Source organism: Streptomyces piniterrae, from assembly GCF_005048155.1.
Taxonomy (GTDB): Bacteria; Actinomycetota; Actinomycetes; order Streptomycetales; family Streptomycetaceae; genus Streptomyces; species Streptomyces piniterrae.
This window is the reverse complement of record NZ_SUMB01000008.1, coordinates 107,382-132,285: the sequence shown is the minus strand read 5'-3', so window position 1 is coordinate 132,285 and position 24,904 is coordinate 107,382. Positions and strand designations below refer to the sequence as shown.

Sequence of the window (24,904 nt, the reverse complement as noted above, 5' to 3'; positions counted from 1 at the left end):
TAGGAGGGCATTTTTCGTGCGTTGTGGGGTGCCTGCGGCGGTGCCGGCGCACTCCTGTCATCGGTGCAGACGCAAGCGCTGCCCCCGGTAGACGCGGTCCGGGCCCTCGTCGAGCGTGTGCTTGTTCAGCTCGTACAAAGCCCGTGTACCGCCGCGCTGGCCGGCGTGTTCCGCGATGACCGAGAGGCAGTCTCCGGTCCTCACGACGTACCTGTGGTGGGTACCCGGGGCGCGGTGGGAGCGCTGCCGGGACCCGGGAGCCGAGGAGGTACGCCGGCTGGTGCCGGCGGCTGTGTCCTCATCGCTGTCTTCGTCACCGTTGCCGCCGTCACCGTCGCTGTCACTGCCCTCACCGTCGCTGCCGGGGGCGCCCAGGTGCCCGCAATGGGGCCACGGGGACAGGCCGCGGTCCCGGACGATGCGCTCGCCCACGGCGATCTGCTGCGCCCGTGTGGCGAGGTCCGGGCGCGCGGCGTACCGGTGGCCGCCGTAGGCCCGCCAGGTGGAGGGGTGGATCTGCAGGCCGCCGTAGAAGCCGTTGCCGGTGTTGACGTGCCAGCGGCCGCTGCTCTCACAGGCGGCGATCTTCGCCCAGTTGGTGCCCCCGGGTGGCGGCGATCCGGTCGTTGCCGCGGCACTGCGGCCCGAGGGGCCGACGACCGGCAGCAGGACCAGCGCCATGGACAGAATCGCTTCGACGGACCGCTTGGCGTGACGTGACGACATGACGGAACTCCTCCGCTGTGCCTGGCAGCGCCGTGACGCGGTATGCGCCACGACCGGTGGCACGGACCAAGTAACCCGCCAATATGGTCGGTGGCATGTCCGGAGTGTCAGATGTGGGCGTTTTTCACCCGAGCGGTCGCATGCTTCTGACGTAGCGTCAGGTATCCGGTGTGGGCGCGCTGAGCGCGGGTGCGAGGGCCGGCCGGGGCACCGTCGCGCGCTGGAGGAGCCCGTACGGTGTCATGGCGCAGCAGGCCCCAACGGGCCGTGCCCGCCGCCCCGTTGGGGACGGCGGGCACGGCCCGTCGCTGTCGTGGCCGGCGTCAGGCCGTGTTGCCCCTGCCGCGCTCGTCGGCTTCGGCCTCCGCCTGTTTGGCCTGGACCTCCGGGTCGAGGGAGGCGCCCTCGCTGCCGTCGACCGCGCTGAGGCGGCCGTGCTCGCCGACCTCCGTGGGCGCCGGCGGTTCGACCAGCCAGTCCGGGTTGGCCTGCTTGTCCCACCACTTCCAGATGGCGACCGCGCCGCCCACCAGGACGCCGACCACCGTGGCCCGCGCGGCGATCTTGCGGCGCCGGGCCCGGTGGCTGTGCTTCTTGGCGAGCTTCTCGATCTCGGCGGCCGTCACGTGGCCGCGCAGTGCGGCCAGCGCGGCGCTGCCACGCGCGATCGCCTCGTCGCGGACCGGCTCGGCCGCGGCGCGGGCGCTGACCATGGCGTGCTCCAGCCGTGGCCCCGTGTACTCGGCGGCGTGCCGGGCGGCTTCGCGGGTCCGGCAGGCGGCCCGGTGCGCCGCCGCGTCCACCTTGGGCGGCAGCGCGCCCCGCGCGTGCTCGATGCGCGGCCGCAGATGGGCGCTGTACTGGGAACGGGCCTGTGATCGGGCCTGGTGCGCCGCGTCGGCCAGCTTGGGAGCCGCGCGGGTCCGGGCTTCATGAGCGAAGTGCACGGCGGCATCCTTGGCCGTACCGGCATACGGAGCCACCACCTCCGCGGCGTGCCGCACGCTGTCCCTGGCCGTACCGGTCGCGGCGCGCACGCTGTCCTTGCGGGTCACGGGATCCTCCTCCTCGGTGGCATGTCCGGGGCTCGGGGGTTTGGTCTGAAGTGTCGCCTGTCCACCCGTTTGAAGATCATGCCTGCTCATGCGACGTACGGCATGTGCGAGCGGGCATCCGGGTCATCGGTGACCTTCCGGAGAGCCTTGTTGACGACAATGCCACGGTTTGCCGCTGGTCGCCCTGGTTCCTCGGGTTTGCCCGGCGAAAGCGGCTGTTATCCCGGTGAAGCATCTCTATTACGTCGCATGACGTAGCAAAGAAATCAGTGCGAAGACCGTCCGGCGGTGGTGGCCGGACGACTGCCGTGGCTGTCCATGCGAGGATCAGGAACCGTCAGTGAAGACTTATGGAAGGTAGATCGTGGCTGAGCAGCTCTACGCCACCCTGAAGACCAACCAGGGCGACATCGAGATTCGGCTCCTGCCGAACCATGCACCGAAGACGGTCAAGAACTTCGTCGAGCTCGCCAAGGGCGAGCGGGAGTGGACCCACCCGGCGACCGGCAAGAAGTCGCACGACCGGCTGTACGACGGAACGGTCTTCCACCGCGTCATCAGCGGTTTCATGCTCCAGGGCGGCGACCCGCTGGGCAACGGCACCGGCGGCCCCGGCTACGAGTTCGCGGACGAGTTCCACCCGGACCTCGCGTTCAACAAGCCGTACCTGCTGGCCATGGCCAACGCCGGTCCGGGCACCAACGGCTCGCAGTTCTTCATCACCGTCGCGCCGACCGCGTGGCTGACCGGCAAGCACACCATCTTCGGTGAGGTCACCAACGACGCCAGCAAGAAGGTCGTCGACGCCATCGGCAACACGCAGACCAACCCGCGCACCGACCGTCCGATCCAGGACGTCGTCATCGAGTCGGTGGTCATCGAGACCCGCGAGGGCTAGTCCCCGTCTTGCCCTCGGCCCGCTCCGAGGGAACCATTACGCCCCGCTCGGTCGTACTCCGGGCGGGGCGGCGTGCTGACGTGCGGCCCACACGGAGAAGAGGACGAGGACCGATGGACCAGGTGCCAGGCAGCCCGCAGGAGCCGCGGGACGCGCACGGCGATGACGGCCTGCCGGGCTGCTATCGCCACACGGACCGCCCCACGGGTATCCGCTGCACCCGCTGTGAGCAGCCGATCTGCCCGGACTGCATGGTCAGCGCCTCGGTCGGCTTCCAGTGCCCGGACTGCGTCCGCGACGGCAGCGGGCGGGCGGCACAGGCGACGGCGCCGCGGACGATAGCGGGCGCTTCGATCGCCGCCAACCCGCGGCTCGTCACGATGATCCTGCTGGGCATCAACATCGCGGTCTTCATCGCGGCCCAGCTGACGGACGGCCGGCTGGTCGTCGACCTCTTCCTGTACGGCGGCAGCGTCGCGTACGGCGAGTCGTACCGCCTGCTCACCGCGATGTTCCTGCACCAGCAGATTCCGCATATCGCGTTCAACATGCTGTCGCTGTGGTGGCTGGGGCCGCCGCTGGAGGCCGCGCTCGGCCGGGTGCGGTTCCTCGCGCTGTACATGCTCGCCGGCCTGGGCGGCAGCGCCCTGTCGTATCTGCTCGCCGCGCCGGATCAGCCCTCGCTCGGTGCCTCCGGCGCGATCTTCGGGCTGCTGGGCGCGACCGCCGTACTGCTGCGCCGGCTGAAGTACGACATGAAGCCGGTGCTGATCCTGCTCGGCCTCAACCTGGTCTTCACGTTCCTGTGGCCGAATATCGCCTGGCAGGCGCATGTGGGCGGCCTGGTGGTGGGCGCCGCGGTGGCCTTCGGGATGGTGCATGCGCCGCGCGACCGCCGTACGACGGTGCAGATCGCGACCTGTGCGGTGGCGCTGCTGGCGATCGTCGCCGTGGTGTGGGTACGGACCCTCCAGCTGGTGGGCTGAGGGCCCGCACCGCGCTCAGCGCGCCCGTACCGCCAAGTTGTCCACAGTGCGTGGCGGATCTTGTGCATGCTGTGCGGAACCACCGTTCCGGTCCGCCCTGACCTGCGTTTCCCCAGTACGGACCGGGAAGACCGGGGACCGGAGGCGGATGCCACCGATCACACCGGCGTCAACCTCCGGAGGGTTATCCACAGATCTTCTGAAGTTTTCCCCGGCTGTGGATAACCGTGTGGATGGTCTTGGGCAGGGCTTGCGCTACTTCCACTGCGTGGATACGCCGAAGCCCACCGCGATGAAGCCGAAGCCGCACACGATGTTCCAGTTGCCCATGCTCTTGATCGGAAGATCGCCCTCGGACACGTAGAACAGCACGATCCAGGCCAGCCCGATCAGGAACATCGCCAGCATCAGCGGCGCGACCCAGCCGCGGCCTGAAGTCATCTTCAGACTGGTGGTCTTCGCCGGCGGCGGCGTGAAGTCGTCCTTTTTGCGGATACGTGACTTCGGCACGAGGAACTCTCCTGTCGATGCGCTGCTCCCCCACTCTCGACTTCGCTCGAGCGGGCTGTGCCCCCAACCGCGCGGGGGCCGTACGGGATGGGAGCCGGGTGGGGAACCGGCGGGGAGCGGATCCTCGCCCGGGCGTCCGTTAGCGTAGTGCTTCCGCGGCGTCGTAAGGAGTAAGGGTACGTTGAGCAATTCCGCTGACTCCGCCGGCCGCCCCGCCCGGCCCCACCTGCGGCCGGTACGGCTCCTCACGCTCGCCGTCTTCGCGCTCGCCGGGCTGCTGTTCTGGGTGAGCTTCGAGACCGCGCGCGGCACCAACCTGCGCTCGGACGATTCGATGCTGCGGCTCTCCGACCTCATCCAGGAGCGCAGCCACAAGAACGGCGCGCACGACGAGACCAACGCCCTGCTCCGCGAGGAGGTCGACGCGCTCGCGCAGCGCGACAACGGCAGCTCCAAGGCCGAGGAGGCCAAGCTCAAGGCGCTGGAGAAGAGCGCCGGCACCAAGAAGCTGGCCGGCCAGGGCGTGACGGTCACCCTCACCGACGCCCCGCCGAACGCCACCGCCAAGATCCCCGGCGTGCCCGAGCCGCAGCCCAACGACCTGGTCATCCACCAGCAGGACCTCCAGGCCGTGGTCAACGCCCTCTGGCAGGGCGGCGCCAAGGGCATCAAGGTCATGGACCAGCGGCTGATCTCCACCAGCGCGGTGCGCTGCGTCGGCAACACCCTGATCCTCCAGGGCCGGGTCTACTCACCGCCGTACAAGGTCACCGCCGTCGGCGACCGGGACGCCCTGAACAGGGCGCTGACCGCCTCCCCCGCCATCCAGAACTATCTGCAGTACGTGAACGCCTACGGCCTCGGCTGGAAAGTCGACCAGCACGAGGCGGTGACTCTGCCCGGCTACTCCGGCACAGTGGATCTCCACTACGCACAGCCTGTGAAGCCGTAGCCCGCACGCCGCGGGGCGGCGGGGAGGGGCGGGGCCGGATGACGCTGCGGTGGATCGTGCGGACGTTCAGCGAAATCTGCGTAACCCTCGGCACCCTGATCGTCCTCTTCGTCGTCTACCTGCTCTTCTGGACCGGCGTACGGGCCGACAGCGCGATGGACGGCGAGATCGGCAAACTGCACGATCAGTGGGCGGCCGGCCAGGTCACCCCGCCCGACACCGCACCCGAGCCCGGCGGCAGCGAGCGGCCCCGCCGCTATGAGGCGGGCAAGTCCTTCGCGGTCATGTACATCCCGCGCTTCGGAGCGGACTGGACGAAGCCCGTACTGGAAAGCACCGCGCCCGACGTCCTCAAGCGGGGCCTCGGCCACTACGACCGCACCGCCCGGCTCGGCGAGGTCGGCAACTTCTCCGTCGCAGGGCACCGCCGCACCTACGGCGACCCCTTCAAGGACTTCCCACGGCTGCGGCCCGGCGACGCGGTGGTGCTGAGCGACGGCGCGACCTGGTTCACCTACCGCATCGACAACCGGCCGTATACGACGCTGCCCGGCGACACCGGCGTGATCGATCCCGTGCCGCGGAAATCCGGCTTCAACGGCCCCGGGCGCTATCTCACGCTGACGACCTGCGAGCCGGAGTGGGGCCACAGCCACCGGCTGATCGCCTGGGCCCACCTGGATTCCACCCAACCCGTGGCACACGGAAGGCCATCGGCTTTGCCCGGCTGACCCACCAGTCACCGCCCTCGCCCCTTAGTCTGGTGGGGCAATCGACATCGTCATCGGCATCGGCAAGGGGACAGCGAGCGCATGTACGGCTGGATCTGGCGGCATCTGCCGGGCAACGCATGGGTGAAGGCGCTGATTTCACTGGTGCTGGTGCTGGCGGTCGTCTTCGTGCTTTTCCAGTACGTCTTTCCGTGGGCGGAGCCGCTGCTCCCCTTCAATGACGTCACGGTCGATGAAGGGATGGCGGCCGCCCGATGAGCGCACGGATTCTCGTCGTCGACAACTACGACAGCTTTGTCTTCAACCTGGTCCAGTACCTGTACCAACTGGGTGCCGAATGCGAGGTGCTGCGCAATGACGAGGTCGCGCTGAGCCACGCACAGGACGGCTTCGACGGCGTGCTGCTGTCGCCGGGGCCCGGCACCCCCGAACAGGCCGGTGTCTGCGTCGACATGGTCAGGCACTGCGCGGCCACCGGCGTCCCGGTGTTCGGCGTCTGCCTGGGCATGCAGTCGATGGCGGTCGCCTACGGCGGCGTGGTCGATCGCGCGCCGGAACTGCTGCACGGCAAGACCTCGCTGGTGACGCACGAGGGCGCGGGAGTCTTCGCCGGCCTGCCCTCGCCCTTCACCGCGACCCGCTACCACTCGCTGGCCGCCGAACCCACGACCGTCCCGGACGAGCTCGAGGTCACGGCCCGCACCCACGACGGCATCATCATGGGACTGCGGCACCGCGAACTCCCCGTGGAGGGCGTGCAGTTCCACCCCGAGTCGGTACTGACGGAGTGGGGGCACAAGATGCTCGCGAACTGGCTGGTGGAGTGCGGCGACAAGGGGGCCGTGGAGCGCTCGACGGGGCTTGCCCCGGTGGTCGGCAAGGCCGGCGCGTGACCGCCCTACGCCCAGAGCGTGAAGGGAGGTCCCACGATCCGTACGAGCCACACCAGGGGGATTCCCGGCAGCGCGGGTACGAGCAGGATCCGTACGGGACACCGGATCCGTACGGCCACCCCGACGCGTTCGAGGCAGCCGTCGGCCGGCTCGACGACCCGCTGAACGACCCGCTGCCCGGCCAGGAGGCGCCGACGCCCGCGCCGGGGCCCCGGGCGTCCGAGCAATCCGCCCATCCCGCTCAGCAGGCCGGAACACAGGGATCGCCCTGGTTCCGGCCGCATCGTCAGGACCAGCAGCCCGGCCAGCCGGAACCGCCGGCGGCTCCCGAGCCGCAGCCCTACGAGCCCGCACCGGCCGCCTACGACGACATCTACGGCGGCCTGAGCCAAGGCTCCGCGTACGAGCCCTACACCCCGGCGGCCGAACCCATACCGGAGCTCTTCGCCGCCCCGGAGACACCGGATCCGGCACCTGCCCCTCCGGCCCCTCAGGCCGCGTCCGAGTCGTTGCGGGACGACGAGACCATGGCGCTGCGGCAGGCCGAGGAGTCCGGCGCGAAAGGCGACGGGGACGCTGTTTCACGTGAAACCAGCACGGTTTCACGTGAAACCGACGCGGCACCGGCGCCCGGCGGCCGAGCGGCCCGACGCAAGGCCGCACAAGAGGCCGCCAAGCGGGGCGGCAGACGCGGCCGCCACAGCGGCGCGGCCGTCGCCGCCACGGCAGCCGCTTCCGCCGACGACAAACCGGCCGCCCCCCTCTCCCGGCTGGAGGCCCGGCGTGCCGAACGAGCCGCCAAGGACAGCCCCAGCCTGATCGTCAGCCGCGCGGTGGGTGAGGTGTTCATCACCCTCGGCGTGCTGATGCTGCTGTTTGTGACCTACCAGCTGTGGTGGACGAACGTGCTCGCAGAGGAGGAGGCGGGCGGCGCCGCCAACACCCTCCAGAACGAATGGAACAAGGGCGGCGGCGAGAAGAAGAACCTGGCGGCCGGCGAGCGCTTCGCGATCATGTACATCCCGAAGCTGGATGTGAAGGCGCCCGTCGCCGAGGGCATCGACAAGCACTCGGTGCTGGACCGCGGCATGGTCGGTCACTACGACAAGAGCAGCGGCATCAAGACCGCGATGCCCTGGGACAAAAAGGGCAACTTCGCGGTGGCGGCCCATCGCAACACCCACGGCGAGCCGTTCCGCTACGTCAACCGGCTCGTCAAGGGCGACAAGATCATCGTTGAGACGCAGCGCTCGTACTACGCGTACGAGATGGAGAGCATCCTCCCGCAGACCTCCCCCAGCAATACCAGCGTGATCGGACCGGTGCCGCCCGGTTCGGGATTCACCGGTCCGGGGCGCTACATCACGCTGACGACCTGCACACCGGAATTCACCAGTACCTTTCGATTGATCGTCTGGGGCAAGATGGTCGACGAGCGGCCGCGCAGCAAGGGCAAGCCGGATGCGCTCGTCAGCTGAGCGAACGTAAAAAGGGGTATGACGCGGTGACTGCCACGGGACACGACGAGGACACCGACCGGTCCACGCCGTCACCGAAACCGCGCCGGGTACGGAGGACCGTCGCCTCCGTCGTCAGCGTCATCGGCGAGCTGCTGATCACGGCCGGGCTGGTCCTGGGCCTGTTCGTCGTCTACTCGCTGTGGTGGACCAACGTCCTCGCCGACCGTGAGGCGCACCAGCAGGGCGACAAGGTGCGCAAGGACTGGGCGAGCCCCGGCCCCACGGGCCCCGGCGCGCTGGACACCAAGGACGGCATCGGCTTTCTGCACGTGCCGGCGATGAGCAACGGCGAGGTGCTGGTCAGGAAGGGCACCGAGGCCGAGATCCTCAACGAGGGCGTGGCCGGCTACTACACCAAGCCCGCCAAGTCGGAGCTGCCGAAGGACAAGAAAGGCAACTTCACCCTCGCCGCGCACCGGGACGGGCACGGAGCGCGGTTCCACAACATCGACAAGATCAAGGACGGCGACCCGATCGTCTTCGAGACCAAGGACACCTGGTACGTCTACAAGGTCTTCTCGATCCTCGCCGAGACCTCGAAGTACAACGTGGACGTCCTCGACGACGTCCCGAAGGAGTCCGGCAAGCGCAAGGCGGGCCGCTTCATCACGCTCACGACCTGCACCCCGGTCTACACCTCGAACTACCGCTACGTCGTCTGGGGCGAGCTGGAGCGCACGGAGAAGGTCGACGCGGAGCGCACGCCCCCGAAGGAACTCCGTTAGGCCCTCCCCACAGGCCTCCACACGCGACAGAGCCCCGGCAAGCCCTCCAAGGGCTGCCGGGGCTCCGTCATGGGCCTCTCAGGCGCTACAGCGGGCCGCTAGTGCCCCCAGGGGCCGCCGAAGAACCCGCCGTCATCGCCGCCGTTCCCGCCGTTCCCGCCGTTCCCGCCGGGACCGCCGTTACCGGGGACGGTGGTCAGCGTCACGGTCGTGGTGCTGGGGTCGGACGGGGTGTCCGCCGGCGGGTCCTGAGCCGCGACCTGCGCGTTGTCGTCCGTCGGGCTGCCGGGCGCGAACTGGATGTTCTTGAAGCCGGCATCCTCCAGGATCTTCTTCGCGGCCTTCACGGTCTGGCCGACGACGTTCGGAACCGGCGACTGAGCCGGTGCCTTGCCGACCGTCAGCGTGACGGTCGAGCCGTCCTTGACCGGGGTCTGGGCCGTCGGGTTCTGCGAGATGACCTTGCCGACCTGGTTCGGGTCGGAGGTTTCCTGCTCCTGCTTCTCCACCGTCAGGCCGAGGCCTTCCAGCTGGGTCTTCGCCGCGTTGTAGTCCTGTCCGACGACGTTCGGAACCGGCGTCTTCTTCTCCGCCTTGGCGATGGACAGCGTGATCTTGGTGTTCTTGGGCTTCTTGCTGTTCGCCTTCGGGTCCTGGTCGGCCACCGTGCCCGGGTCCCGCTCGGAGATCACGAACTTGGTGTCGATGTTCTTGAAGCCCTTGGCCGCAAGCTCCGAACGCGCGTCCTCCTCGGACAGGCCCGTGACGCTGGGAACCGAGACCCGCACCGCGCCCGTGCACATCGTGACCGTGACGGTGCCGTCCTTGTCGATCTCTGTGTTGGGCTCCGGGTCTTGCTCGGTGACCTGGCCCTTCTTGACGTTGTCGCAGGCCCGGCGGCCACCCTCGGTGACCTTGAAGCCGCCGTTCTTCCCCAGCTCCTTGGCGTCCCTCAGCTCCCTGCCGACGAGATTGGGCACCGGCACCTTGCCGGCGGCGCTCCCGCCGGTGAACATCGCCTTGCCGATGAAGATCGCGCCGACCAGCACGAGGATGCCCGCGAGCACGAGCAGGATCGTCGAGGTGCGGCCCTTCTTCTGGCCGCCACCGCCCCGGCGCCGGTCGGGGCGGTCGTCGTAGCCGTAGCCCCCGTCGTCCGGGTTCATCGGCGGCAGCATCGAGGTCTGGCCCGCCGGGTCCTGCGGACGCAGCATCGTGGTCGGCTGGTCCTGGTCGTAGCCGGCCGCGCCCATCGCGGAGGCGGCGGCGACCGGCTGGCCCTCCAGCGCCGCCTCGATGTCGGCGCGCATCTCGTCCGCCGACTGGTAGCGGTAGTCCGGGTCCTTGACCAGCGCCTTCAGGACGATGGCGTCCATCTCGGGCGTGATCTCGGGGTCGAAGTTGCTGGGCTTCTGCGGCTCCTCGCGGACATGCTGATACGCCACCGCGACCGGCGAGTCACCGACGAACGGCGGCCGCACGGTGAGCAGCTCGTAGAGCAGACAGCCGGTGGAGTACAGGTCGGAGCGGGCGTCGACCTGCTCGCCCTTGGCCTGCTCGGGCGAGAGGTACTGCGCCGTGCCGATGACCGCCGCGGTCTGCGTCATCGTCATCCCGGAGTCGCCCATCGCCCGGGCGATACCGAAGTCCATGACCTTGACCTGGCCGCTGCGCGTCAGCATGACGTTCGCCGGCTTGATGTCGCGGTGCACGATCCCGGCCCGGTGCGAGTACTCCAGCGCCTGGAGGACGCCGGTGGTCATCTCCAGGGAGCGCTCGGGCAGCAGCTTCCGCCCGGAGTGCAGCAGCTCACGCAGCGTCGAGCCGTCGACGTACTCCATGACGATGTACGGGATCGAGACCCCGTCGACATAGTCCTCGCCGGTGTCGTAGACCGCGACGATCGACGGATGGTTCAGCGAGGCGGCCGACTGGGCCTCACGGCGGAACCGGGCCTGGAAGGACGGGTCACGGGCGAGGTCCACCCGGAGCGTCTTCACAGCTACGGTGCGGCCCAGGCGGGTGTCATGGGCGAGATAGACCTCCGCCATGCCACCGCGGCCGAGCACCGAGCCCAGCTCGTACCGGCCGCCGAGGCGACGCGGCTCTTCCATAAGCTTCTCCAGCCCTCTCCGTCAGTCCCGACCGCACCGGTGTGTGGTCCGGCGGTGTGCTGTTCGGGCATACCGTACCCGGCACGCCGTACCGGGCCGGGCCGCTGCCGCAACCTGATATCCGACCGGTATGGGTACGGCCCGGCTCATTTTTCGCCTTCGAGTACCGCTTCCATGACGCTCTTCGCGACGGGAGCGGCGAGCGCGCCACCCGCGATGTCGTCGCGGAGTGTGTCGGATCCCTCAATGACGACGGCGACCGCGACGGGGCTGCCGTTGGCGGTCTTCGCGTAGGAGATGAACCAGGCGTAGGGGTTGTCCTTGTTGTTCTCGCCGTGCTGCGCCGTACCGGTCTTGCCACCGACTTCGACGCCGGAGATCTGAGCCCTGGTTCCCGTGCCCTTCTGGACCACGGTCTTCATGATGTCCTGGACCTTCTGGGCGTTCTCCGGCGTGAGCGGCTGGCTCATCTTCTGCGGAGTGTGCTGCTGGACGACGTTGAGGTTCGGCGCTTCCAGCTTCTCGACCATGTACGGCTTCATCAGCTTGCCGTCGTTGGCGACCGCCGAGGCGACCATGGCCATCTGCAGCGGAGTGGCCCGGTTGGACGCCTGCCCGATGCCGGCCATCGCGTTCTGCGGCCGGTTGTCCTTGGGGAAGATGCTCTCCGAGGCCCGGACCGGGGTGTCGATCTCCGGGTTGTTGAACCCGAACTTCTCCGCCTCGTCCATCATCTTCTTGTTGCCGAGATCGGCGCTGATCTTGCCGAAGACCGTGTTGCAGGACCAGCGCAGCGCCTCGCGCAGGCTGGCGTCCTTGCACGGGATGTTGCCCTCGTTCTTCAGCTCGACGCCGGAGGTGTCGGGCAGCGTGTAGGGCAGCGGCGACTCCGTCTTGGCGTCGACGTCGTCGTAGAGCCCGTTCTCCAGCGCCGCCGCGGCCGTCACGACCTTGAAGGTGGAGCCGGGCGGGTAGGTCTGGCGCAGCGCCCGGTTGAGCATCGGCTCATCGGGGTTGTTCTTCTTCTGCAGCGCGTTGTACGCCTCGGAGTCCTTGTTGCTCATCCCGGCGAAGGTGGACGGGTCGTACGACGGGGTGCTGGCCAGCGCCAGGATCGCGCCGGTCTGCGGGTTGATCGCGGCGACCGCGCCCTTCTTGTCGGCGAGCCCCTCGAAGGCCGCCTTCTGCGCCTTGGCGTTGAGGGTGGTCACGACATTGCCGCCCTTTTGCTTGTCGCCGGTGAGCATGTCGACCGTGCGGCTGAAGAACAGCTTGTCGTCGGTCCCGGAGAGGATCCCGTCGTTGAGCTTCTCCAGCTGGTTGGCGTCGAAGGCCTGCGAGGCGTAGCCGGTGACCGGCGCCCACATCTTGCCGTTCTTGTACGTCCGCTTGTACTTGAAGTCGCCGCTGTCGGTCGTCGTGGACCCGGTGACCGGCTTGCCGTCGACGATGATGTTGCCGCGCGGCGTGCTGTAGCGCTCGATGGCGACCCGGCGGTTGTGCGGGTCGTTCTTGAGTTCGTCGGCCTGGACGAACTGGACCCAGTTGACGCGGACGAGCAGAGCGAGGATCAGCAGGCCGCAGAAGATCGCGACCCGGCGCAGGGGCTTGTTCACGGGCGGACCACCTGGGTCATCTCGGCGTCGGTGGACGGGGCGGGGGCCGGCGCCGGGCGCCGCGCGGTGTCGCTGATACGCAGCAGGATCCCGACGAGCGCCCAGTTGGCGATCACGGACGAGCCGCCCTGGGCCAGGAACGGCATCGTCATACCGGTCAGCGGGATCAGGCCGGTCACACCGCCGGCGACGACGAAGACCTGCAGCGCGAAGGCGCCGGACAGGCCGACCGCCAGCAGCTTGCCGAACGGGTCGCGGGCGGCCAGCGCCGTACGGATACCGCGCTCGATCAGCAGGCCGTACAGCAGCAGGATGCCCATCAGCCCGGCGAGGCCGATCTCCTCGCCGACCGTGGCGAGAATGTAGTCGCTCTTGGGCGCGATGCCGAGGATCAGACGCGAGTAGCCCTGGCCGAGGCCGGAGCCGAAGATGCCGCCGGAGCCGAAGGAGTACATCGCCTGGGCGGTCTCGGTGACACCGCCGCCCTGCAGCTCCAGCGGGTTGAGCCAGTTGTGGACACGGGTCTGGACGTGCGACTCGAAGGTGCCCACCGCGACTGCGCCGCCCGCGCTGAGCAGCAGACCGAAGACGATCCAGCTGGTGCGCTCGGTGGCGACGTACAGCATCACGACGAAGAGGCCGAAGAAGAGCAGCGAGGTGCCCAGGTCGGTCTCGAAGACCAGGATCATCAGGCTCAGTGCCCAGATGACCAGGATCGGGCCGAGGTCGCGGCCGCGCGGGAGGTAGAGCCCCATGAAGCGGCGGCTGGCCAGCGCCAGCGCGTCCCGCTTCACCATCAGATAGCCGGCGAAGAAGACCGCGATGATGATCTTCGCGAATTCCCCGGGCTGGAGCGACCCGAGCCCGGGAATCGTGATCCAGATCTTGGCGCCGTTCACGCCGGGGAAGAACACCGGCGCGATCAGCAGGACCAGCGCCACGACCATGGAGATATAGGTGTAGCGCTGCAGGACGCGGTGGTCCTTGAGGAAGATCAGGATGGCGAGGAACAGCGCCACGCCGAACGTCGACCACATCAGCTGGTTGGGCGCCATCGCCGAGCCCAGCGACGGCTCCTGGTCGAGCCGCCAGATGAAGACCAGCCCCATGCCGTTGAGCAGGGTGGCGATCGGCAGCATCAGCGGGTCGGCGTACGGCGCCCACTTGCGGACGACGAGGTGCGCCACGCCGGCCAGCAGGCCCAGGCCGAGCGCATAGCCGAGAACGCCGGCGGGCACGGAGTGGTCCTTCGCCAGGCCGACGTTGATGTACGCGAACACGGGGATCAGCACCGCGAAGACGAGCATCGCCAGCTCGGTGTTGCGGCGGCTCGGGGCCCCGATGGTGCCGACGGTGGTGGTGTTGGTGGTACTGCTCATGAGATGTCCGGCCCCCTACGCCCTCACTGCTGGGTGCTGCAATTTTTTTCCAGCTTCTGCTGCTCCTCGGAGGGGGCCTGGCTGGCGGTGGGTGTGGGAGTGGGAGACGGGCTCGCGGCGAGCGTGCCGGCGGTCGCGGAGGAGGACGGCTTGCCGCTGGGCGTGCCCGGCTTGCCGCCGGTCGTCCCGCCGGCCTGGCCCTCGCCCTTCTCCCGCGCGGCGTCGCGCTCGGCGGCCTCCCGCTGCTCCTTGCTGCGGCAGGCGAGGGCCTGCCGGCTGAGCTCGGTGACCTTCTCGCTCGCCTGACTGCGGCTGTCGACCGCGATCGTCTCCTTGACCTGGTTGCGCTGGTACATCGGCAGGTACTTGAGTTCGATCTCGGGGTGGTCCTCATCGACGTCGCTGAGCGAGATCCACGCCAGGTCCTGGCTGAGGCCCCGGTACAGCGCCACGTGATTGTCCTTGGAACCGACGTAGTACTGCGTCTGCGTCCACTGGTAGCCGGCGTACAGCCCACCGCCGACGACGCCCAGCACAAGGGCGATGATCAGCGACCGCTTGAGCCACTTCCCGCGCTGCCGCGGCTTGACGAAGTCCTCGTCCATGAACGCGCCGAACGAGCCCTGCGGCGGCATGCCGACGTCAGGGCCGCCGCTTCCGGGCGGGCCGAAGGCGCCTCCGGGGGGTGCCGGCGGGGTGTCCCGGCGGCCGAGCTCGGCGGCCCGGGCGGCCGGCGTCTGCATCGTGCTGGGGTCGCTGAGCTGGTTCTGGTTCTCGGCGACGGCACCCACGATGACCGGGGTGTCGTTGAGCTGGCCGGCCAACGTGTCGTTGCCGTCCACGTCCAGGACGTCGGCGACGATGCAGGTGATGTTGTCCGGTCCGCCGCCGCGCAGCGCGAGCTGGATCAGCTCCTGGATGGTCTCGTGCGGCCCGTGGTAGCTGGCGAGGGTCTCTTCCAGCGTCTGGTGGCTGACGACGCCGGACAGCCCGTCCGAGCAGATCAGATACCGGTCGCCGGCCCGCACCTCGCGGATCGAGAGATCCGGCTCGACATGATCACCGCTGCCCAGCGCCCGCATCAGCAGCGAACGCTGCGGGTGGGTGGTGGCCTCTTCCTCGGTGATCCGGCCCTCGTCGACGAGCCGCTGCACCCAGGTGTGGTCCTGTGTGATCTGGGTCAGCACGCCGTCCCGCAGCAGGTAGGCGCGCGAGTCGCCGACGTGCACCAGGCCGAGCCGCTGGCCGGTCCACAGCAGGGCGGTGAGCGTGGTGCCCATGCCTTCGAGCTGGGCGTCCTCCTCGACCATGACCCGCAGCTGCTCATTGGCGCGCTGCACGGCGCTGCCGAGGGAGGTGAGGATGTCGGAGCCGGGCACATCGTCGTCGAGCTGGACGAGGCTGGAGATCACCTCCGAGCTGGCGACCTCACCGGCGGCCTGGCCGCCCATGCCGTCCGCGACGGCCAGGAGGCGGGGCCCGGCGTAGCCGGAGTCCTCGTTGCCCTCCCGGATCATGCCCTTGTGCGATCCGGCGGCGAAGCGCAGTGACAGGCTCATGCGCACCTCACCCGTCGGCTCGGGGTACATCCGCACGGTGCCCACCCTCCGGTCGGGAGCGCGCTGGGGTCCGTCGAGTGGACCGCCGCGGCTCGCTCGCTCCGCTCGCTCATTGTCGTACTACTTCCGCAGCTCGATGACGGTCTTGCCGATGCGGATCGGGGCTCCCAGCGGAATCGGTGTCGGGGTCGTCAGTCGGGTCCGGTCAAGATACGTGCCATTGGTGGAACCGAGGTCCTCGACGATCCACTGGCCGTCACGGTCCGGGTAGATCCTGGCATGCCTGCTGGACGCGTAGTCGTCGTCCAGCACGATCGTGGAGTCGTGCGCACGGCCCAGGGAGATGGTCTGGCCTTGGAGCGCGACGGTAGTACCGGTCAGCGTGCCTTCGGAAACCACCAGCTTGGTGGGGGCTCCGCGACGCTGGCGGTTACCGCCGCGGCCGCTGTCCTGGCGGCGCTGCTGCTGCGGCGGCGGCGCGGCCTGGCGCTGCGCACGCGGTTCCTGCCCGCCGCGCCGGGCGGCACCGCGCTGGGTGACGCGCGTGCCGAACAGATCGCTGCGGATGACCTGGACGGCCACGATGACGAACAGCCACAGTACGGCGAGGAAACCCAACCGCATGACCGTGAGGGTCAGCTCTGACATTGCCCCCGCTTCACCCTTCGGCTTGCCGGTAAACGATGGTGGTACTGCCCACGACGATTCGTGAGCCGTCGCGGAGATTAGCGCGAGTGGTGTGCTGCCCGTCCACCACGATGCCGTTCGTGGAGCCCAGATCCTGGATCGTGGGGGGCGTTCCGACGCGGATCTCACAGTGCCGACGCGAGACACCGGGATCGTCGATCCGTACGTCCGCGTCGGTGCTGCGGCCCAGTACGAGGGTGGGGCGCGAGATCTGGTGGCGGGTGCCGTTGATCTCGATCCAGCGCCTGGTCTGCGCATAGGGCTGCGGCCCCGCACCGGGCGGCGCGGCACGGGGTACGGGCTGTGCGGCGCCGGGGGGCGGGGACGAGGGCATGGGGGGCGGGCCCACGTGGCCGCCGCCGTGGCCGCCACGGGGTGCCATGGAGGCGCGCGCGGCGGCTGCCTGGCCCGGCTGCTCCTGGGACGTGCTGGACGCGAGAGTGCGGCTGCGGACGCGGTACAGGCCGGTGTCCAGATCGTCGGCCTTCTCCAGGTGCACCTTGATCGGGCCCATGAAGGTGTAGCGCTGCTGCTTGGCGTAGTCGCGGACCATGCTGGAGAGCTCGTCGCCGAGCTGCCCGCTGTACGGGCTGAGCCGCTCGTAGTCGGGGGCGCTCAGCTCGACGATGAAGTCGTTGGGGACGACCGTGCGGTCGCGGTTCCAGATGGTCGCGTTGTTGTCGCACTCACGCTGCAGTGCGCCGGCGATCTCGACGGGCTGTACCTCGGACTTGAACACCTTGGCGAAGGTGCCGTTGACGAGACCTTCGAGACGCTGCTCGAAACGCTTCAGTACTCCCACGGGGCACCTCCTTCCTCAGTCTTCGTCGGGGTCGGCCTGGTACTGCTTACTGATCGTATCCACGCGTCGGGAAATCGGCTGGTTCCCCTTTCCCGCCTGGAGGACGAGTGTCGCCCCTCACAGGGTTGCCCGGTACTGACCTCTCCTTGCCCACTGCTTGTGCACTGCGATCGTAGATGTGCCCCAGAGACAGTGTCCCGCAACCGCCCACCTCTCCGACCGGGCGGGGGGCCGGAGCCCTTCCGGCCGGCCCCGGGCCCCGATGCCGTCACCGGCGGCCCGTGCCCCCCGGTGGCGGACACCGTGAGTGTGAACCCTCCCGGGGTCCCCTGGCGAACCCCCGGCACACGGCCGCCCACCGTCCCGGGCTGGCCGCAGGGCGGGGACCGGGGGAAAGGCGTGTGAAGGCACCCTCGACACCGTGCTAATCTTCTGGATGTCGGCAGGCGCTCGCACAAGACCCGGACGGAACAGCCCGGATCCTGTGAGAGAATCCATCGGCAACACCCATGCGCGGGTGGCGGAATAGGCAGACGCGCTGGATTCAGGTTCCAGTGCCCGAAAGGGCGTGGGGGTTCAACTCCCCCCTCGCGCACTGAGAAGCACCCAGGTGCTTCTGAGTAACGAAGAAAAGGTCCTCACCGGATGACGGTGGGGACCTTTTCCTTTTGGCGTTCCGGCTTGGCGTTTCGGCTTGGTGATTCGGCGTGATCTGCTGGGGTTTCCGGCGATCTCCCCGGCTACGTCGGGAAGTTGGGGACGCGCTGCGCCCGGTCCGGCGGCGGATCTGCCTGCGGGGGGGTGAGGGCTACCTCACATCCGGGCCGTGCCCTCACATCCGGGCCGTGCCGTTACATCTGGGCTGTGCCCTTATATCCGGATATCCGGGCTGTGCCCGCGATCTCCGTCACGTGGGGCACCGGGTCGTGGATCGTGGCCGCGGTGCCCCTTGAGTGCGAACGGGCTGGTGCGGGTGATGCGGGCGTCGCCGGTGGTGCGGGTGATGTGGCGTCAGGCCGCGAGGCGCTCGGCGAGAGCCTTGGCCTTGGCCGTCGCGTCCTCGTGGGCCTTGTCGCGGGAGGCCTCAAACTTCGGGATGAGCTCGGACATCGCCGGGTTGGCGGGGGCCATGGTCAGCTCGGGGACGATGAAGTCGACATCGAAGCCGAAACCCTCGCCCAGGATGGCCTGAAGGTAGGTCTGGACGTACTCGAAGCCCTCGCGGGGAGTGCCCGGCGCGTACGAACCGCCGCGGCTGGCGACGACGGTGACCGGCGTGCCCTTGGCCGACGGCTCGGGGCCGATCGTGCGGCCCATGATGATCGCCTGGTCGAGCCACGCCTTGAGCGTGGAGGGGATCGTGAAGTTGTACATCGGGGCGCCTATGACGATCGCGTCGGCCTGCTCGACCTCCTCGGCGAGCTCGACCCGCAGCGCGAAGGCGGCCTGCTGCTCGGGGGTGTGCGTGGCGGGGTCGGAGAAGCCGGCGGAGGCGGCGACGCCGTCGAGGTGCGGCAGCGGGTCGGCGGCCAGGTCGCGGTAGATGACGGTGCCGTCGGGGTGCTGCTCCTCCCAGGCCTTGCGGAAGGCCGCGGTCACCGAGCGGGAGGCGGAGCCGCCCTCGGGGGAGACGGAGGAGTCGAGGTGCAGAAGCGTGGCCATGGGGATCGTCCTTCGGTTCGCGGCCGGAGGGCGCCCGGCAGCTGGTTGAAATCTGTACGTCACTATTAATAACACAGGTACTTACTTTTTTGCAGTCCCCAACGCGAGGGCGGTACTCTGGCTTCATGGCGGATCATGGCGAGGCGGTGTGCAGGCAGGTCGACGGCGGTATGACGCGCGTCTTCGAGCTGTTCGGAAAGCGCTGGACGGGCCTGATCGTCGCCACGCTGATGCCGGGGCCGGTGCACTTCGCCGATCTTCGGCGGGCGATCCCGGGGATCAGTGAGCGCATGCTGTCCGACCGCCTCGCCGAGCTGGCGGCGACCGGCCTGGTCGTACGCGAGGTGGACGCGGGACCGCCGCTGCGCGTCTCCTACCGCCTCTCGGAGGCGGGGCGGGCGATGGAGCCCTCGCTCAAGGAGCTGGGGCGCTGGGCCGAGACGTATCTCGCCGATGGCGGGCAGTGCCCGGAGCGGTTCCGGAAGTAGCCGGCCGGTGGGCGCCGGCTCGCCCCGGCGTGGTTGCGGACTCGGGGGCGCGGGCGTGCTGGGGGCGTCGCGTCAGTCGCGGCTCTCCTGGGTGGCGTTGTAGCGCGCCAGGTAGGAAGCGAAACGGTCGAGGTCGGCCTCGTCCCAGTCGGCCAGCCGCTCCTGGAAGGCCTGTCGGCGGCTCGCGGTGACATTGGCGAGCGTCTGGGCGCCCTTCTCGGTGGGGTGCAGCACCTGGACGCGGTGATCGTCCGGGTCGACGCGGCGCTCGACGAAGCCGAGCTTCTCCAGGGCGGCGATCTGCCGGCTCACCGTGGACTTGTCCAGGCAGTAGTGCGCCGCGAGGTCCGTTGCGCGGCATCCCTGCTGGTCATCGAGGTGTGCGAGCAGGGTGTAGGAGACCAGCGACAGCTCGGGATGCATACGGGCGGCGGTGGCGCGGGCGCGCCGGGCGAACGCGGTGAGCTCCTGGTGGATGGTCTCGACGGAGTCGTCGCGGTGGGGCACGGGGTTGCCTTTCGTCAAAGTAGTTGTATAGTACAACGCAGTTTGAGAGTTGTAATTGCCAACTGTGGGGAGGGGTGGGTGGCTGGGTGTGGGCGTCGTCGATGCACTGGATGCACTGGACGTCCTGGGCCCCGTCAGCACCGCCCATCACTCCCTGGCGACAGCCGAGCCGACCAGCTGAGAAGGACTGCCCCATGAGTCCGGTCCGTCCCGACCACCGAAGCGACCCCCGAAGAGACCACGCAGGAAACCCGGGAAGAGATCGTCGGTACGACGAGCGAAACGGGCCGAATGCTTCGCATCCCGGCGACCGCTTGGGCGCGCATCACGGCGCGCATCAGGGCACGCATCAGGGCACGCACTCGGCTGCGCACCGATCCGCCCGCTCCTCCGGGCTGGGCCACGTGCTGACGCACCTGATCACCCCGCTGCTGATGTGCGTCGGCATGGGCCTGGCCTACCTGGGAGCGTTCGCCCACCCCGCGCCGCACGACCTGCCCGTCGCGGTCGTCGGATCGGGCCAGAGCGCGCAGCTGCTCGCTCAGTCGATCAATGACAAGGCGGGCGGCGACCTGGAGGTACGGACCGTCGCCGACCGGTCCGAGGCGGTGGACCAGCTCAAACAGCAGAAGATCTTCGGTGCTTACGTCATGAACCCGGCGCAGGTGAAGGGCCCGGGCCACGGTGGGAACAGGGACGGTGAGACCAGGGGCGCGTCTCCGGATGCCGAGCCGAGTGCCCCGTCGGCGCCCGAACTGATCGTGGCGACCGCCGGGTCCGACACCAGCGCGTCCGTCGTGCAGAAGGTCTTCACACCGATCGCAGCGAAGCAGGGCTTCCCGCTGAAGGTCACCGATGCGGCGCCACCCGTCGAGGACGACCCGACCGGGCAGGGCATCTTCTTCCTGCTGGTCGCGATCAGCATCGGCTCGTACGCCTCGGTCGCGGTGATCGGCGGGGCCGGCGCCGTGCTGCCGCTCTGGTTGCGCGCGGTGCTCGCCACCGGCACCTCCTTCGTGGTCGGCATCATCGGGACGCTCTTCGCCGGGCCGGTCTTCCACCTTGTGGACAACGGGCTGTGGGGCCTGTGGGGCATGGCCTGGCTGTACTCCGCCGGCATCCTCCTGATCGGCACCGGCCTGCACACCTTCCTCAAGCGTTGGACCACGCTCGGCGTGATGGCGCTGTTCGTGATGCTCAACTTCACGTCCTCCGGGGGGATTTTCCGCCCCGAGCTGCAGAACGGCTTCTTCGCGGCGCTGCACTCCTTCTGGAACGGCGCGGGCTTTGTGGAAGGCACCCGCAGCCACGTCTACTTCGACGATTACGGCCTGGCCGGGCATGTCTGGACGCTGGCGTTGTGGCTGGTCGCGGGCCTGCTGATGGTCGGCGTCGCGGCGCTGGCCGAGCGGCGGCGACGTACCGCCGAAGCGAACGCGGCGGCCAACGCCGCGGCGGTGGCGGCGGCCGCGGTGGCGGCGACGGTGCCCGAGCCGGAGACGAAGCGGAAGCGGCGGTACGAAGCGTCGGAGGCGGAGGCGGAGCAGGCGGCGGAGCAGGAAATGGAGGAGGCGGTGGGGGTGTAGACGGGGGCGGTGGCGAGGAGGCGAGGTTGGCCGTGTGCGTGGCGTGCGAGTGGCGTGCGGGTGAGGAAGCCTGTGGACAGAGGGCCTCCTCCCCGCCACCCACCTCCCACTTCTTCCTTCTTCTCCCCCTCCTCTCCCCTCTCCTCGGCCCTTCCTCCATGCTCCTCCCGGTATCCCCCGCGGGGAGTTGTCCACAGGCTGTGACGGATGGCGGAGGCGGTCGGTAACGTCGTCGCAGTCGAGTCGAAGTCGGCCGACTGGCCGGACAAGTGCAGGTCGTGAAGGGGGAGGTGGCCCGCGATGTCGCGTGTGCCGTACGTACCGGGGTTCGCGCAAGCGGATGTGGAGGGGCCGTCGCCCAAGGGCGTGGGACGGGCGCTGCGGGAGCGGGTCTCCCGGAGCGAGCAGGCCGCGCTGGAGATCACGGCCGGGCGGCCGGACGCGGTCGCCGCGGTAGAGGAGTCCAACGCGGGCCGGCTGCCGGAGCTGACGCCGATACGGGTCGGACGGATGGCCGCCAGCCCCTTCGCCTTCCTCCGCGGATCCGCGGGCCTGATGGCGTACGACCTGGTGGCCAGCCCGGTGACCGGTATCGGCGCGCAGATCTGCGGAGACGCCCACGCCGCCAACTTCGGTCTTTACGGGGACGCACGCGGCGGCCTGGTCATAGATCTGAACGACTTCGACGAGACGCTGCACGGCCCGTGGGAGTGGGACGTGAAGCGACTGGTGACATCGCTGGTGCTGGCAGGCCGGGAGGCGGGCGTCGGTGAGGACCAGTGCCGCAATGCGGCGCAGGATGCAGCGGGGGCGTACCGGCGCACGATGCGGCTGCTGGCGAAGCTGCCGGTGACCGAGGCATGGAACGCGATCGCGGACGAGGAACTGGTCTCGCACACCGACGCCCGGGATCTGCTGGGGACGCTGGAGCGGGTCGCAGCCAAGGCGCGCAAGAACACCAGCGCCCGGTTCGCGGCCAAGGCGACCGAGCGGACTTCGGAGGGCGGCCGCCGGTTCGTGGACGCGCCGCCGGTGCTGCGGCAGGTGCCGGACGAGGAGGCGGCGGCCGTGGCTGCGTCACTCGCCGACTACCTGGACACGCTCCCGGAGGACCGGCTGCCCCTGCTGGCCAGGTACGCCGTGCACGATGTGGCCTTCCGGGTGGTCGGGACGGGCAGCGTGGGCCTGCGCTCGTACGTGGTGCTGCTGCTGGACCACCGGGGCGAGCCGCTGGTGCTGCAGGTGAAGGAGGCGCGGGGCTCGGTGCTGGCGCCGTTTGTGGAGAAGGCCGGCTTCGAGTTGCCGTCGGTGGCGCACGAGGGGCGCCGGGTGGTGCTGGGGCAGCGGCGGATGCAGGTTGTCAGCGACATGCTGCTGGGCTGGACAACCGTGCAGGACGTCGCGGCGCGCGGCGCGCGCGGCATAGGCGCGGCGAACGGCCGCCGGGAGGGGCTGCCGTTCCAGGTTCGCCAGTTCAGGAACCGCAAGGGCAGCGTGGACCCCACCGAGCTGTCCGGTGACCAGATGGACGACTACGCACGGATGACTGGTGCGCTCCTGGCGCGGGCACACGCACACAGCGCCGACCCGAGGATCGTGGCTGGCTACTGCGGCAAGGGGGAGGAGCTGGACGAGGCAATGGCCGAGTTCGCCGTCGCGTACGCGGACCGCACGGAAGCAGATCATGCGGTGCTGGTCGCAGCGGTGAAGAGCGGCCGGATAGCGGCGGAGATGGGGGTCTGACGGCGTCTGGCCGCCGGTCTGGCGGCGTCTGGCCGCCTGGGCTGGCCTGGCCGCCTGGCGCTGGCCTGGGCGGCTGTGGGGGCGCGGGCCGGGTGCGTGGGTGCGTGTGGGTGGGGGCGGGGTGTGGGCGTGAGTGGGTGTGGCGGGTGGTGGGGAGGGGGCGGGGGGGGGGAGGGCCCCCAGGGGCGGAGTGGTTGGCGAGAGCGGGGCCCGTATGGGTCGTACGCTGACCGGGTGACGAACTCGCGCGCGGAGAACCCGCAGGACGGCCAGGACCGACCGGACGCCCCGGGCACGCCGGACGCCCCGGTCGACCCGCAGGCACCGGACGCCAGCGGCGGCCAGGAGAGCCCGGTCGGCGGGCAGGAAGGCCCGCTCGGCGGCCAGGATCATCCGGGCGCCAGCCACGACGGCAGCCAAGAAGGCACCCAGGAGGGTCAGCCGCACGCTCAGGACGCATCGGCCGACCACGCTGCCGAGCCCACGGCGGACGACCACACTGCCGCCGGGGCGGGGGACCAGGCGGCGCAGGATGCGGCGACCCGTCGGCTGGCGACGGCCGTGCTCGCGGCCGAGCAGGCGCTGATCGAGTTTGAGATCGCGGTGGAGACCTTCCGGGTGGAGGTGGAGAACTTCTCCCGTCTGCACCACCAGCGGCTGGGCCCGATGTACGCGCGGCTGGATGAGCTGGACGCGCAGATCGCCGAGGCCGTCGCGGCGCGTACCGGGGAACCCGACGACATTCGTAAGGCCAAGGAGGCGCGGGCCTCGGTGCTCCCGATGCCGGATGTGGAGGAGCTGTTCCACGGCTGGATCGGGTCGGAGGGGCTGTTCCCGGAGGCGCAGGCCATGCTCACCGAGCAGCCGGTGCGCCCGCCGCAGAAGGTGCGGCCCAGTGAGGAGGCCCGCAAGGTCTACCGCGACCTGGTGCGCCAGGCCCACCCTGACCTGGCGCGGGACGACGCGGAGCGGGCGCGGCGCGACGCGTTCATCGCGCGGGTCAATATGGCCTACGCCCAGGGCGACGAGGCCGCGCTGCGGGAGCTGACCCGGGAGTGGGCGGCCGGTCCCGCGCCTGCCGAGGCGCGGCTCACGGAGAGCGAGGAGCTCTATGCCCGGCTGGAGTGGCTGGCCGAGCGCAAGGAGCTGCTGGCGGCGGTCGCGGCCGAGCTGGAGGGCAGCGCCATCGGCGCGATGATCAAGATGGCGCCGCAGGACCCGGACGGGCTTCTCGACGAGATCGCCGAGAAGCTGCTCGCGGATGTGGCGGAACGCGAGGCCTATCTCGCGCAGCTGGTCGGGTAGCGTCGGAGTCATGCAATTTGGTTCTGTGCCCACGGTCGGTGTCGACGCTCTGACGTCCGAGGACTTCCTCCTCGACGTGCGGGAGGACGACGAGTGGGAGGCGGGGCACGCCGAGGGTGCGCTGCACATCCCGATGAGCGAATTCGTCGCCCGTTACGGGGAGTTGACCGAGGCGGCGCCCGCTGACGGCAAGGTGTATGTGCTGTGCCGGGTCGGCGGCCGGTCGGCGCAGGTGGCGCAGTATCTGATCCAGCAGGGCGTCGACGCGGTGAACGTCGCCGGCGGTATGCAGGCGTGGGAGGCGGCCGGCCGTCCCGTGTCGGACGGCAAGGGCGGCTCGGGGACGGTCGTCTAGGTCGGCGGGTCAGCTGGATCCAGGACTCGCCAGCCCTCGCCCTCAGCCTCACCCCCACCCCCACCCTCGCCCTCAGCCCCGCGCCGGGGCCCGGATTCCAGCCCC

General features: G+C 69.6%; 24 protein-coding genes and 1 tRNA gene. 14 read left to right on the top strand and 11 right to left on the bottom strand.

The window, feature by feature from the left end; genetic code table 11:
* Positions 1-57: 57 nt before the first annotated feature.
* Together FCH28_RS22945 and FCH28_RS22940 are read right to left on the bottom strand one after the other, a co-directional pair.
* A complete protein-coding gene (locus tag FCH28_RS22945; protein ID WP_136741994.1) occupies positions 58-726 on the bottom strand; it encodes a LysM peptidoglycan-binding domain-containing protein in 669 nt (222 codons plus the stop codon).
* A 323-nt stretch (positions 727-1,049) separates the two neighbouring features.
* Entirely contained in the window at positions 1,050-1,781 is a 732-nt protein-coding gene (locus FCH28_RS22940; RefSeq protein ID WP_136741993.1) for a DUF5324 family protein, read from the bottom strand.
* Positions 1,782-2,145: 364 nt separating this feature from the next.
* On the opposite strand from FCH28_RS22940, the gene FCH28_RS22935 reads away from it, so the two are divergent.
* Together FCH28_RS22935 and FCH28_RS22930 are read left to right on the top strand one after the other, a co-directional pair.
* Positions 2,146-2,679, top strand: coding sequence for a peptidylprolyl isomerase (locus FCH28_RS22935; RefSeq protein ID WP_136741992.1), 534 nt, complete (start codon positions 2,146-2,148; stop codon positions 2,677-2,679).
* Positions 2,680-2,792: 113 nt separating this feature from the next.
* Positions 2,793-3,665, top strand: coding sequence for a rhomboid family intramembrane serine protease (locus tag FCH28_RS22930; RefSeq protein WP_136741991.1), 873 nt, complete (start codon positions 2,793-2,795; stop codon positions 3,663-3,665).
* 255 nt (positions 3,666-3,920) lie between these two features.
* Here the strand turns inward: FCH28_RS22930 and crgA are convergent, their stop codons facing one another.
* On the bottom strand, positions 3,921-4,175 hold the full coding sequence (gene crgA, locus FCH28_RS22925) for a cell division protein CrgA (RefSeq protein ID WP_136741990.1): 255 nt from the start codon (positions 4,173-4,175) through the stop codon (positions 3,921-3,923).
* Between the two features lie 181 nt (positions 4,176-4,356).
* On the opposite strand from crgA, the gene FCH28_RS22920 reads away from it, so the two are divergent.
* From FCH28_RS22920 to FCH28_RS22900, 6 genes are all read left to right on the top strand, one after another.
* Positions 4,357-5,127 carry a DUF881 domain-containing protein gene (locus FCH28_RS22920; RefSeq protein WP_136741989.1) on the top strand — a complete coding sequence of 257 codons (771 nt, stop codon included), beginning with the start codon at positions 4,357-4,359 and terminating at the stop codon, positions 5,125-5,127.
* 38 nt (positions 5,128-5,165) lie between these two features.
* Positions 5,166-5,858, top strand: a complete 693-nt coding sequence (locus tag FCH28_RS22915; RefSeq protein ID WP_136741988.1) for a class E sortase — start codon at positions 5,166-5,168, stop codon at positions 5,856-5,858.
* 81 nt (positions 5,859-5,939) lie between these two features.
* Positions 5,940-6,116 (top strand): hypothetical protein, encoded by a 177-nt coding sequence (locus tag FCH28_RS38240; RefSeq protein ID WP_169314225.1) that lies wholly within the window; start codon positions 5,940-5,942, stop codon positions 6,114-6,116.
* Positions 6,113-6,751 (top strand): aminodeoxychorismate/anthranilate synthase component II, encoded by a 639-nt coding sequence (locus FCH28_RS22910; protein ID WP_136741987.1) that lies wholly within the window; start codon positions 6,113-6,115, stop codon positions 6,749-6,751. The genes FCH28_RS38240 and FCH28_RS22910 overlap by 4 nt, the downstream gene beginning before the upstream one ends.
* Positions 6,748-8,229: a class E sortase gene (locus FCH28_RS22905; RefSeq protein ID WP_136741986.1), complete on the top strand. Its 1,482-nt coding sequence runs from the start codon at positions 6,748-6,750 to the stop codon at positions 8,227-8,229. The genes FCH28_RS22910 and FCH28_RS22905 overlap by 4 nt, the downstream gene beginning before the upstream one ends.
* A 26-nt stretch (positions 8,230-8,255) precedes the next feature.
* Positions 8,256-8,996 carry a class E sortase gene (locus FCH28_RS22900; protein WP_136741985.1) on the top strand — a complete coding sequence of 247 codons (741 nt, stop codon included), beginning with the start codon at positions 8,256-8,258 and terminating at the stop codon, positions 8,994-8,996.
* Between the two features lie 98 nt (positions 8,997-9,094).
* On the opposite strand, the gene pknB is transcribed toward FCH28_RS22900, so the two are convergent.
* From pknB to FCH28_RS22865, 6 genes are all read right to left on the bottom strand, one after another.
* Positions 9,095-11,110: a Stk1 family PASTA domain-containing Ser/Thr kinase gene (gene pknB, locus FCH28_RS22895; RefSeq protein ID WP_136741984.1), complete on the bottom strand. Its 2,016-nt coding sequence runs from the start codon at positions 11,108-11,110 to the stop codon at positions 9,095-9,097.
* A 146-nt stretch (positions 11,111-11,256) separates the two neighbouring features.
* Positions 11,257-12,726, bottom strand: a complete 1,470-nt coding sequence (locus tag FCH28_RS22885) for a peptidoglycan D,D-transpeptidase FtsI family protein (RefSeq protein WP_136741983.1) — start codon at positions 12,724-12,726, stop codon at positions 11,257-11,259.
* Positions 12,723-14,105, bottom strand: a complete 1,383-nt coding sequence (locus FCH28_RS22880; RefSeq protein ID WP_136741982.1) for an FtsW/RodA/SpoVE family cell cycle protein — start codon at positions 14,103-14,105, stop codon at positions 12,723-12,725. Before FCH28_RS22880 ends, FCH28_RS22885 begins: the two co-directional genes overlap by 4 nt.
* A 23-nt stretch (positions 14,106-14,128) precedes the next feature.
* Positions 14,129-15,664: a PP2C family protein-serine/threonine phosphatase gene (locus FCH28_RS22875; RefSeq protein ID WP_187363900.1), complete on the bottom strand. Its 1,536-nt coding sequence runs from the start codon at positions 15,662-15,664 to the stop codon at positions 14,129-14,131.
* A gap of 120 nt (positions 15,665-15,784) precedes the next feature.
* The gene (locus tag FCH28_RS22870; protein WP_136741980.1) at positions 15,785-16,312 is read right to left on the bottom strand and encodes an FHA domain-containing protein FhaB/FipA; all 528 of its coding nucleotides are present in this window, start codon (positions 16,310-16,312) and stop codon (positions 15,785-15,787) included.
* Between the two features lie 10 nt (positions 16,313-16,322).
* Positions 16,323-17,153, bottom strand: coding sequence for an FHA domain-containing protein (locus FCH28_RS22865; protein WP_136741979.1), 831 nt, complete (start codon positions 17,151-17,153; stop codon positions 16,323-16,325).
* Between the two features lie 511 nt (positions 17,154-17,664).
* Here FCH28_RS22865 and FCH28_RS22860 point away from each other — a divergent pair.
* Positions 17,665-17,748 (top strand) — tRNA-Leu (locus FCH28_RS22860).
* Between the two features lie 416 nt (positions 17,749-18,164).
* On the opposite strand, the gene FCH28_RS22855 is transcribed toward FCH28_RS22860, so the two are convergent.
* A complete protein-coding gene (locus FCH28_RS22855; RefSeq protein ID WP_136741978.1) occupies positions 18,165-18,815 on the bottom strand; it encodes an FMN-dependent NADH-azoreductase in 651 nt (216 codons plus the stop codon).
* A gap of 125 nt (positions 18,816-18,940) precedes the next feature.
* Here FCH28_RS22855 and FCH28_RS22850 point away from each other — a divergent pair, with 125 nt between their 5' ends.
* Complete coding sequence (locus FCH28_RS22850; protein ID WP_136741977.1) at positions 18,941-19,303, top strand: winged helix-turn-helix transcriptional regulator; 363 nt, start codon at positions 18,941-18,943, stop codon at positions 19,301-19,303.
* A gap of 72 nt (positions 19,304-19,375) precedes the next feature.
* On the opposite strand, the gene FCH28_RS22845 is transcribed toward FCH28_RS22850, so the two are convergent.
* Positions 19,376-19,810, bottom strand: coding sequence for a MarR family winged helix-turn-helix transcriptional regulator (locus tag FCH28_RS22845; RefSeq protein WP_136742210.1), 435 nt, complete (start codon positions 19,808-19,810; stop codon positions 19,376-19,378).
* Between the two features lie 404 nt (positions 19,811-20,214).
* Between FCH28_RS22845 and FCH28_RS22840 the strand changes: the two genes are divergently transcribed.
* The 4 genes from FCH28_RS22840 to FCH28_RS22825 all read left to right on the top strand — a co-directional run bounded on the left by FCH28_RS22840 (position 20,215) and on the right by FCH28_RS22825 (position 24,799).
* Positions 20,215-21,396 (top strand): ABC transporter permease, encoded by a 1,182-nt coding sequence (locus tag FCH28_RS22840; RefSeq protein ID WP_187363899.1) that lies wholly within the window; start codon positions 20,215-20,217, stop codon positions 21,394-21,396.
* 300 nt (positions 21,397-21,696) lie between these two features.
* Positions 21,697-23,139, top strand: a complete 1,443-nt coding sequence (locus FCH28_RS22835; protein WP_136741976.1) for a DUF2252 domain-containing protein — start codon at positions 21,697-21,699, stop codon at positions 23,137-23,139.
* A 234-nt stretch (positions 23,140-23,373) separates the two neighbouring features.
* Complete coding sequence (locus FCH28_RS22830) at positions 23,374-24,444, top strand: J domain-containing protein (RefSeq protein ID WP_169314224.1); 1,071 nt, start codon at positions 23,374-23,376, stop codon at positions 24,442-24,444.
* A 10-nt stretch (positions 24,445-24,454) separates the two neighbouring features.
* Positions 24,455-24,799 (top strand): rhodanese-like domain-containing protein, encoded by a 345-nt coding sequence (locus FCH28_RS22825; protein WP_169314223.1) that lies wholly within the window; start codon positions 24,455-24,457, stop codon positions 24,797-24,799.
* The last annotated feature ends 105 nt before the right edge of the window (positions 24,800-24,904 follow it).

Bases quoted from the DNA above. Each gene is read 5' to 3' on its own strand.
- FCH28_RS22945 (WP_136741994.1), bottom strand. From the start codon at position 726: ATGTCGTCACGTCACGCCAAGCGGTCCGTCGAAGCGATTCTGTCCATG.
- FCH28_RS22930 (WP_136741991.1), top strand. From the start codon at position 2,793: ATGGACCAGGTGCCAGGCAGCCCGCAGGAGCCGCGGGACGCGCACGGC.
- FCH28_RS22915 (WP_136741988.1), top strand. From the start codon at position 5,166: ATGACGCTGCGGTGGATCGTGCGGACGTTCAGCGAAATCTGCGTAACC.
- FCH28_RS38240 (WP_169314225.1), top strand. From the start codon at position 5,940: ATGTACGGCTGGATCTGGCGGCATCTGCCGGGCAACGCATGGGTGAAG.
- FCH28_RS22910 (WP_136741987.1), top strand. From the start codon at position 6,113: ATGAGCGCACGGATTCTCGTCGTCGACAACTACGACAGCTTTGTCTTC.
- pknB (WP_136741984.1), bottom strand. From the start codon at position 11,110: ATGGAAGAGCCGCGTCGCCTCGGCGGCCGGTACGAGCTGGGCTCGGTG.
- FCH28_RS22880 (WP_136741982.1), bottom strand. From the start codon at position 14,105: ATGAGCAGTACCACCAACACCACCACCGTCGGCACCATCGGGGCCCCG.
- FCH28_RS22875 (WP_187363900.1), bottom strand. From the start codon at position 15,664: ATGAGCCTGTCACTGCGCTTCGCCGCCGGATCGCACAAGGGCATGATC.
- FCH28_RS22870 (WP_136741980.1), bottom strand. From the start codon at position 16,312: ATGTCAGAGCTGACCCTCACGGTCATGCGGTTGGGTTTCCTCGCCGTA.
- FCH28_RS22855 (WP_136741978.1), bottom strand. From the start codon at position 18,815: ATGGCCACGCTTCTGCACCTCGACTCCTCCGTCTCCCCCGAGGGCGGC.
- FCH28_RS22850 (WP_136741977.1), top strand. From the start codon at position 18,941: ATGGCGGATCATGGCGAGGCGGTGTGCAGGCAGGTCGACGGCGGTATG.
- FCH28_RS22835 (WP_136741976.1), top strand. From the start codon at position 21,697: ATGTCGCGTGTGCCGTACGTACCGGGGTTCGCGCAAGCGGATGTGGAG.
- FCH28_RS22825 (WP_169314223.1), top strand. From the start codon at position 24,455: ATGCAATTTGGTTCTGTGCCCACGGTCGGTGTCGACGCTCTGACGTCC.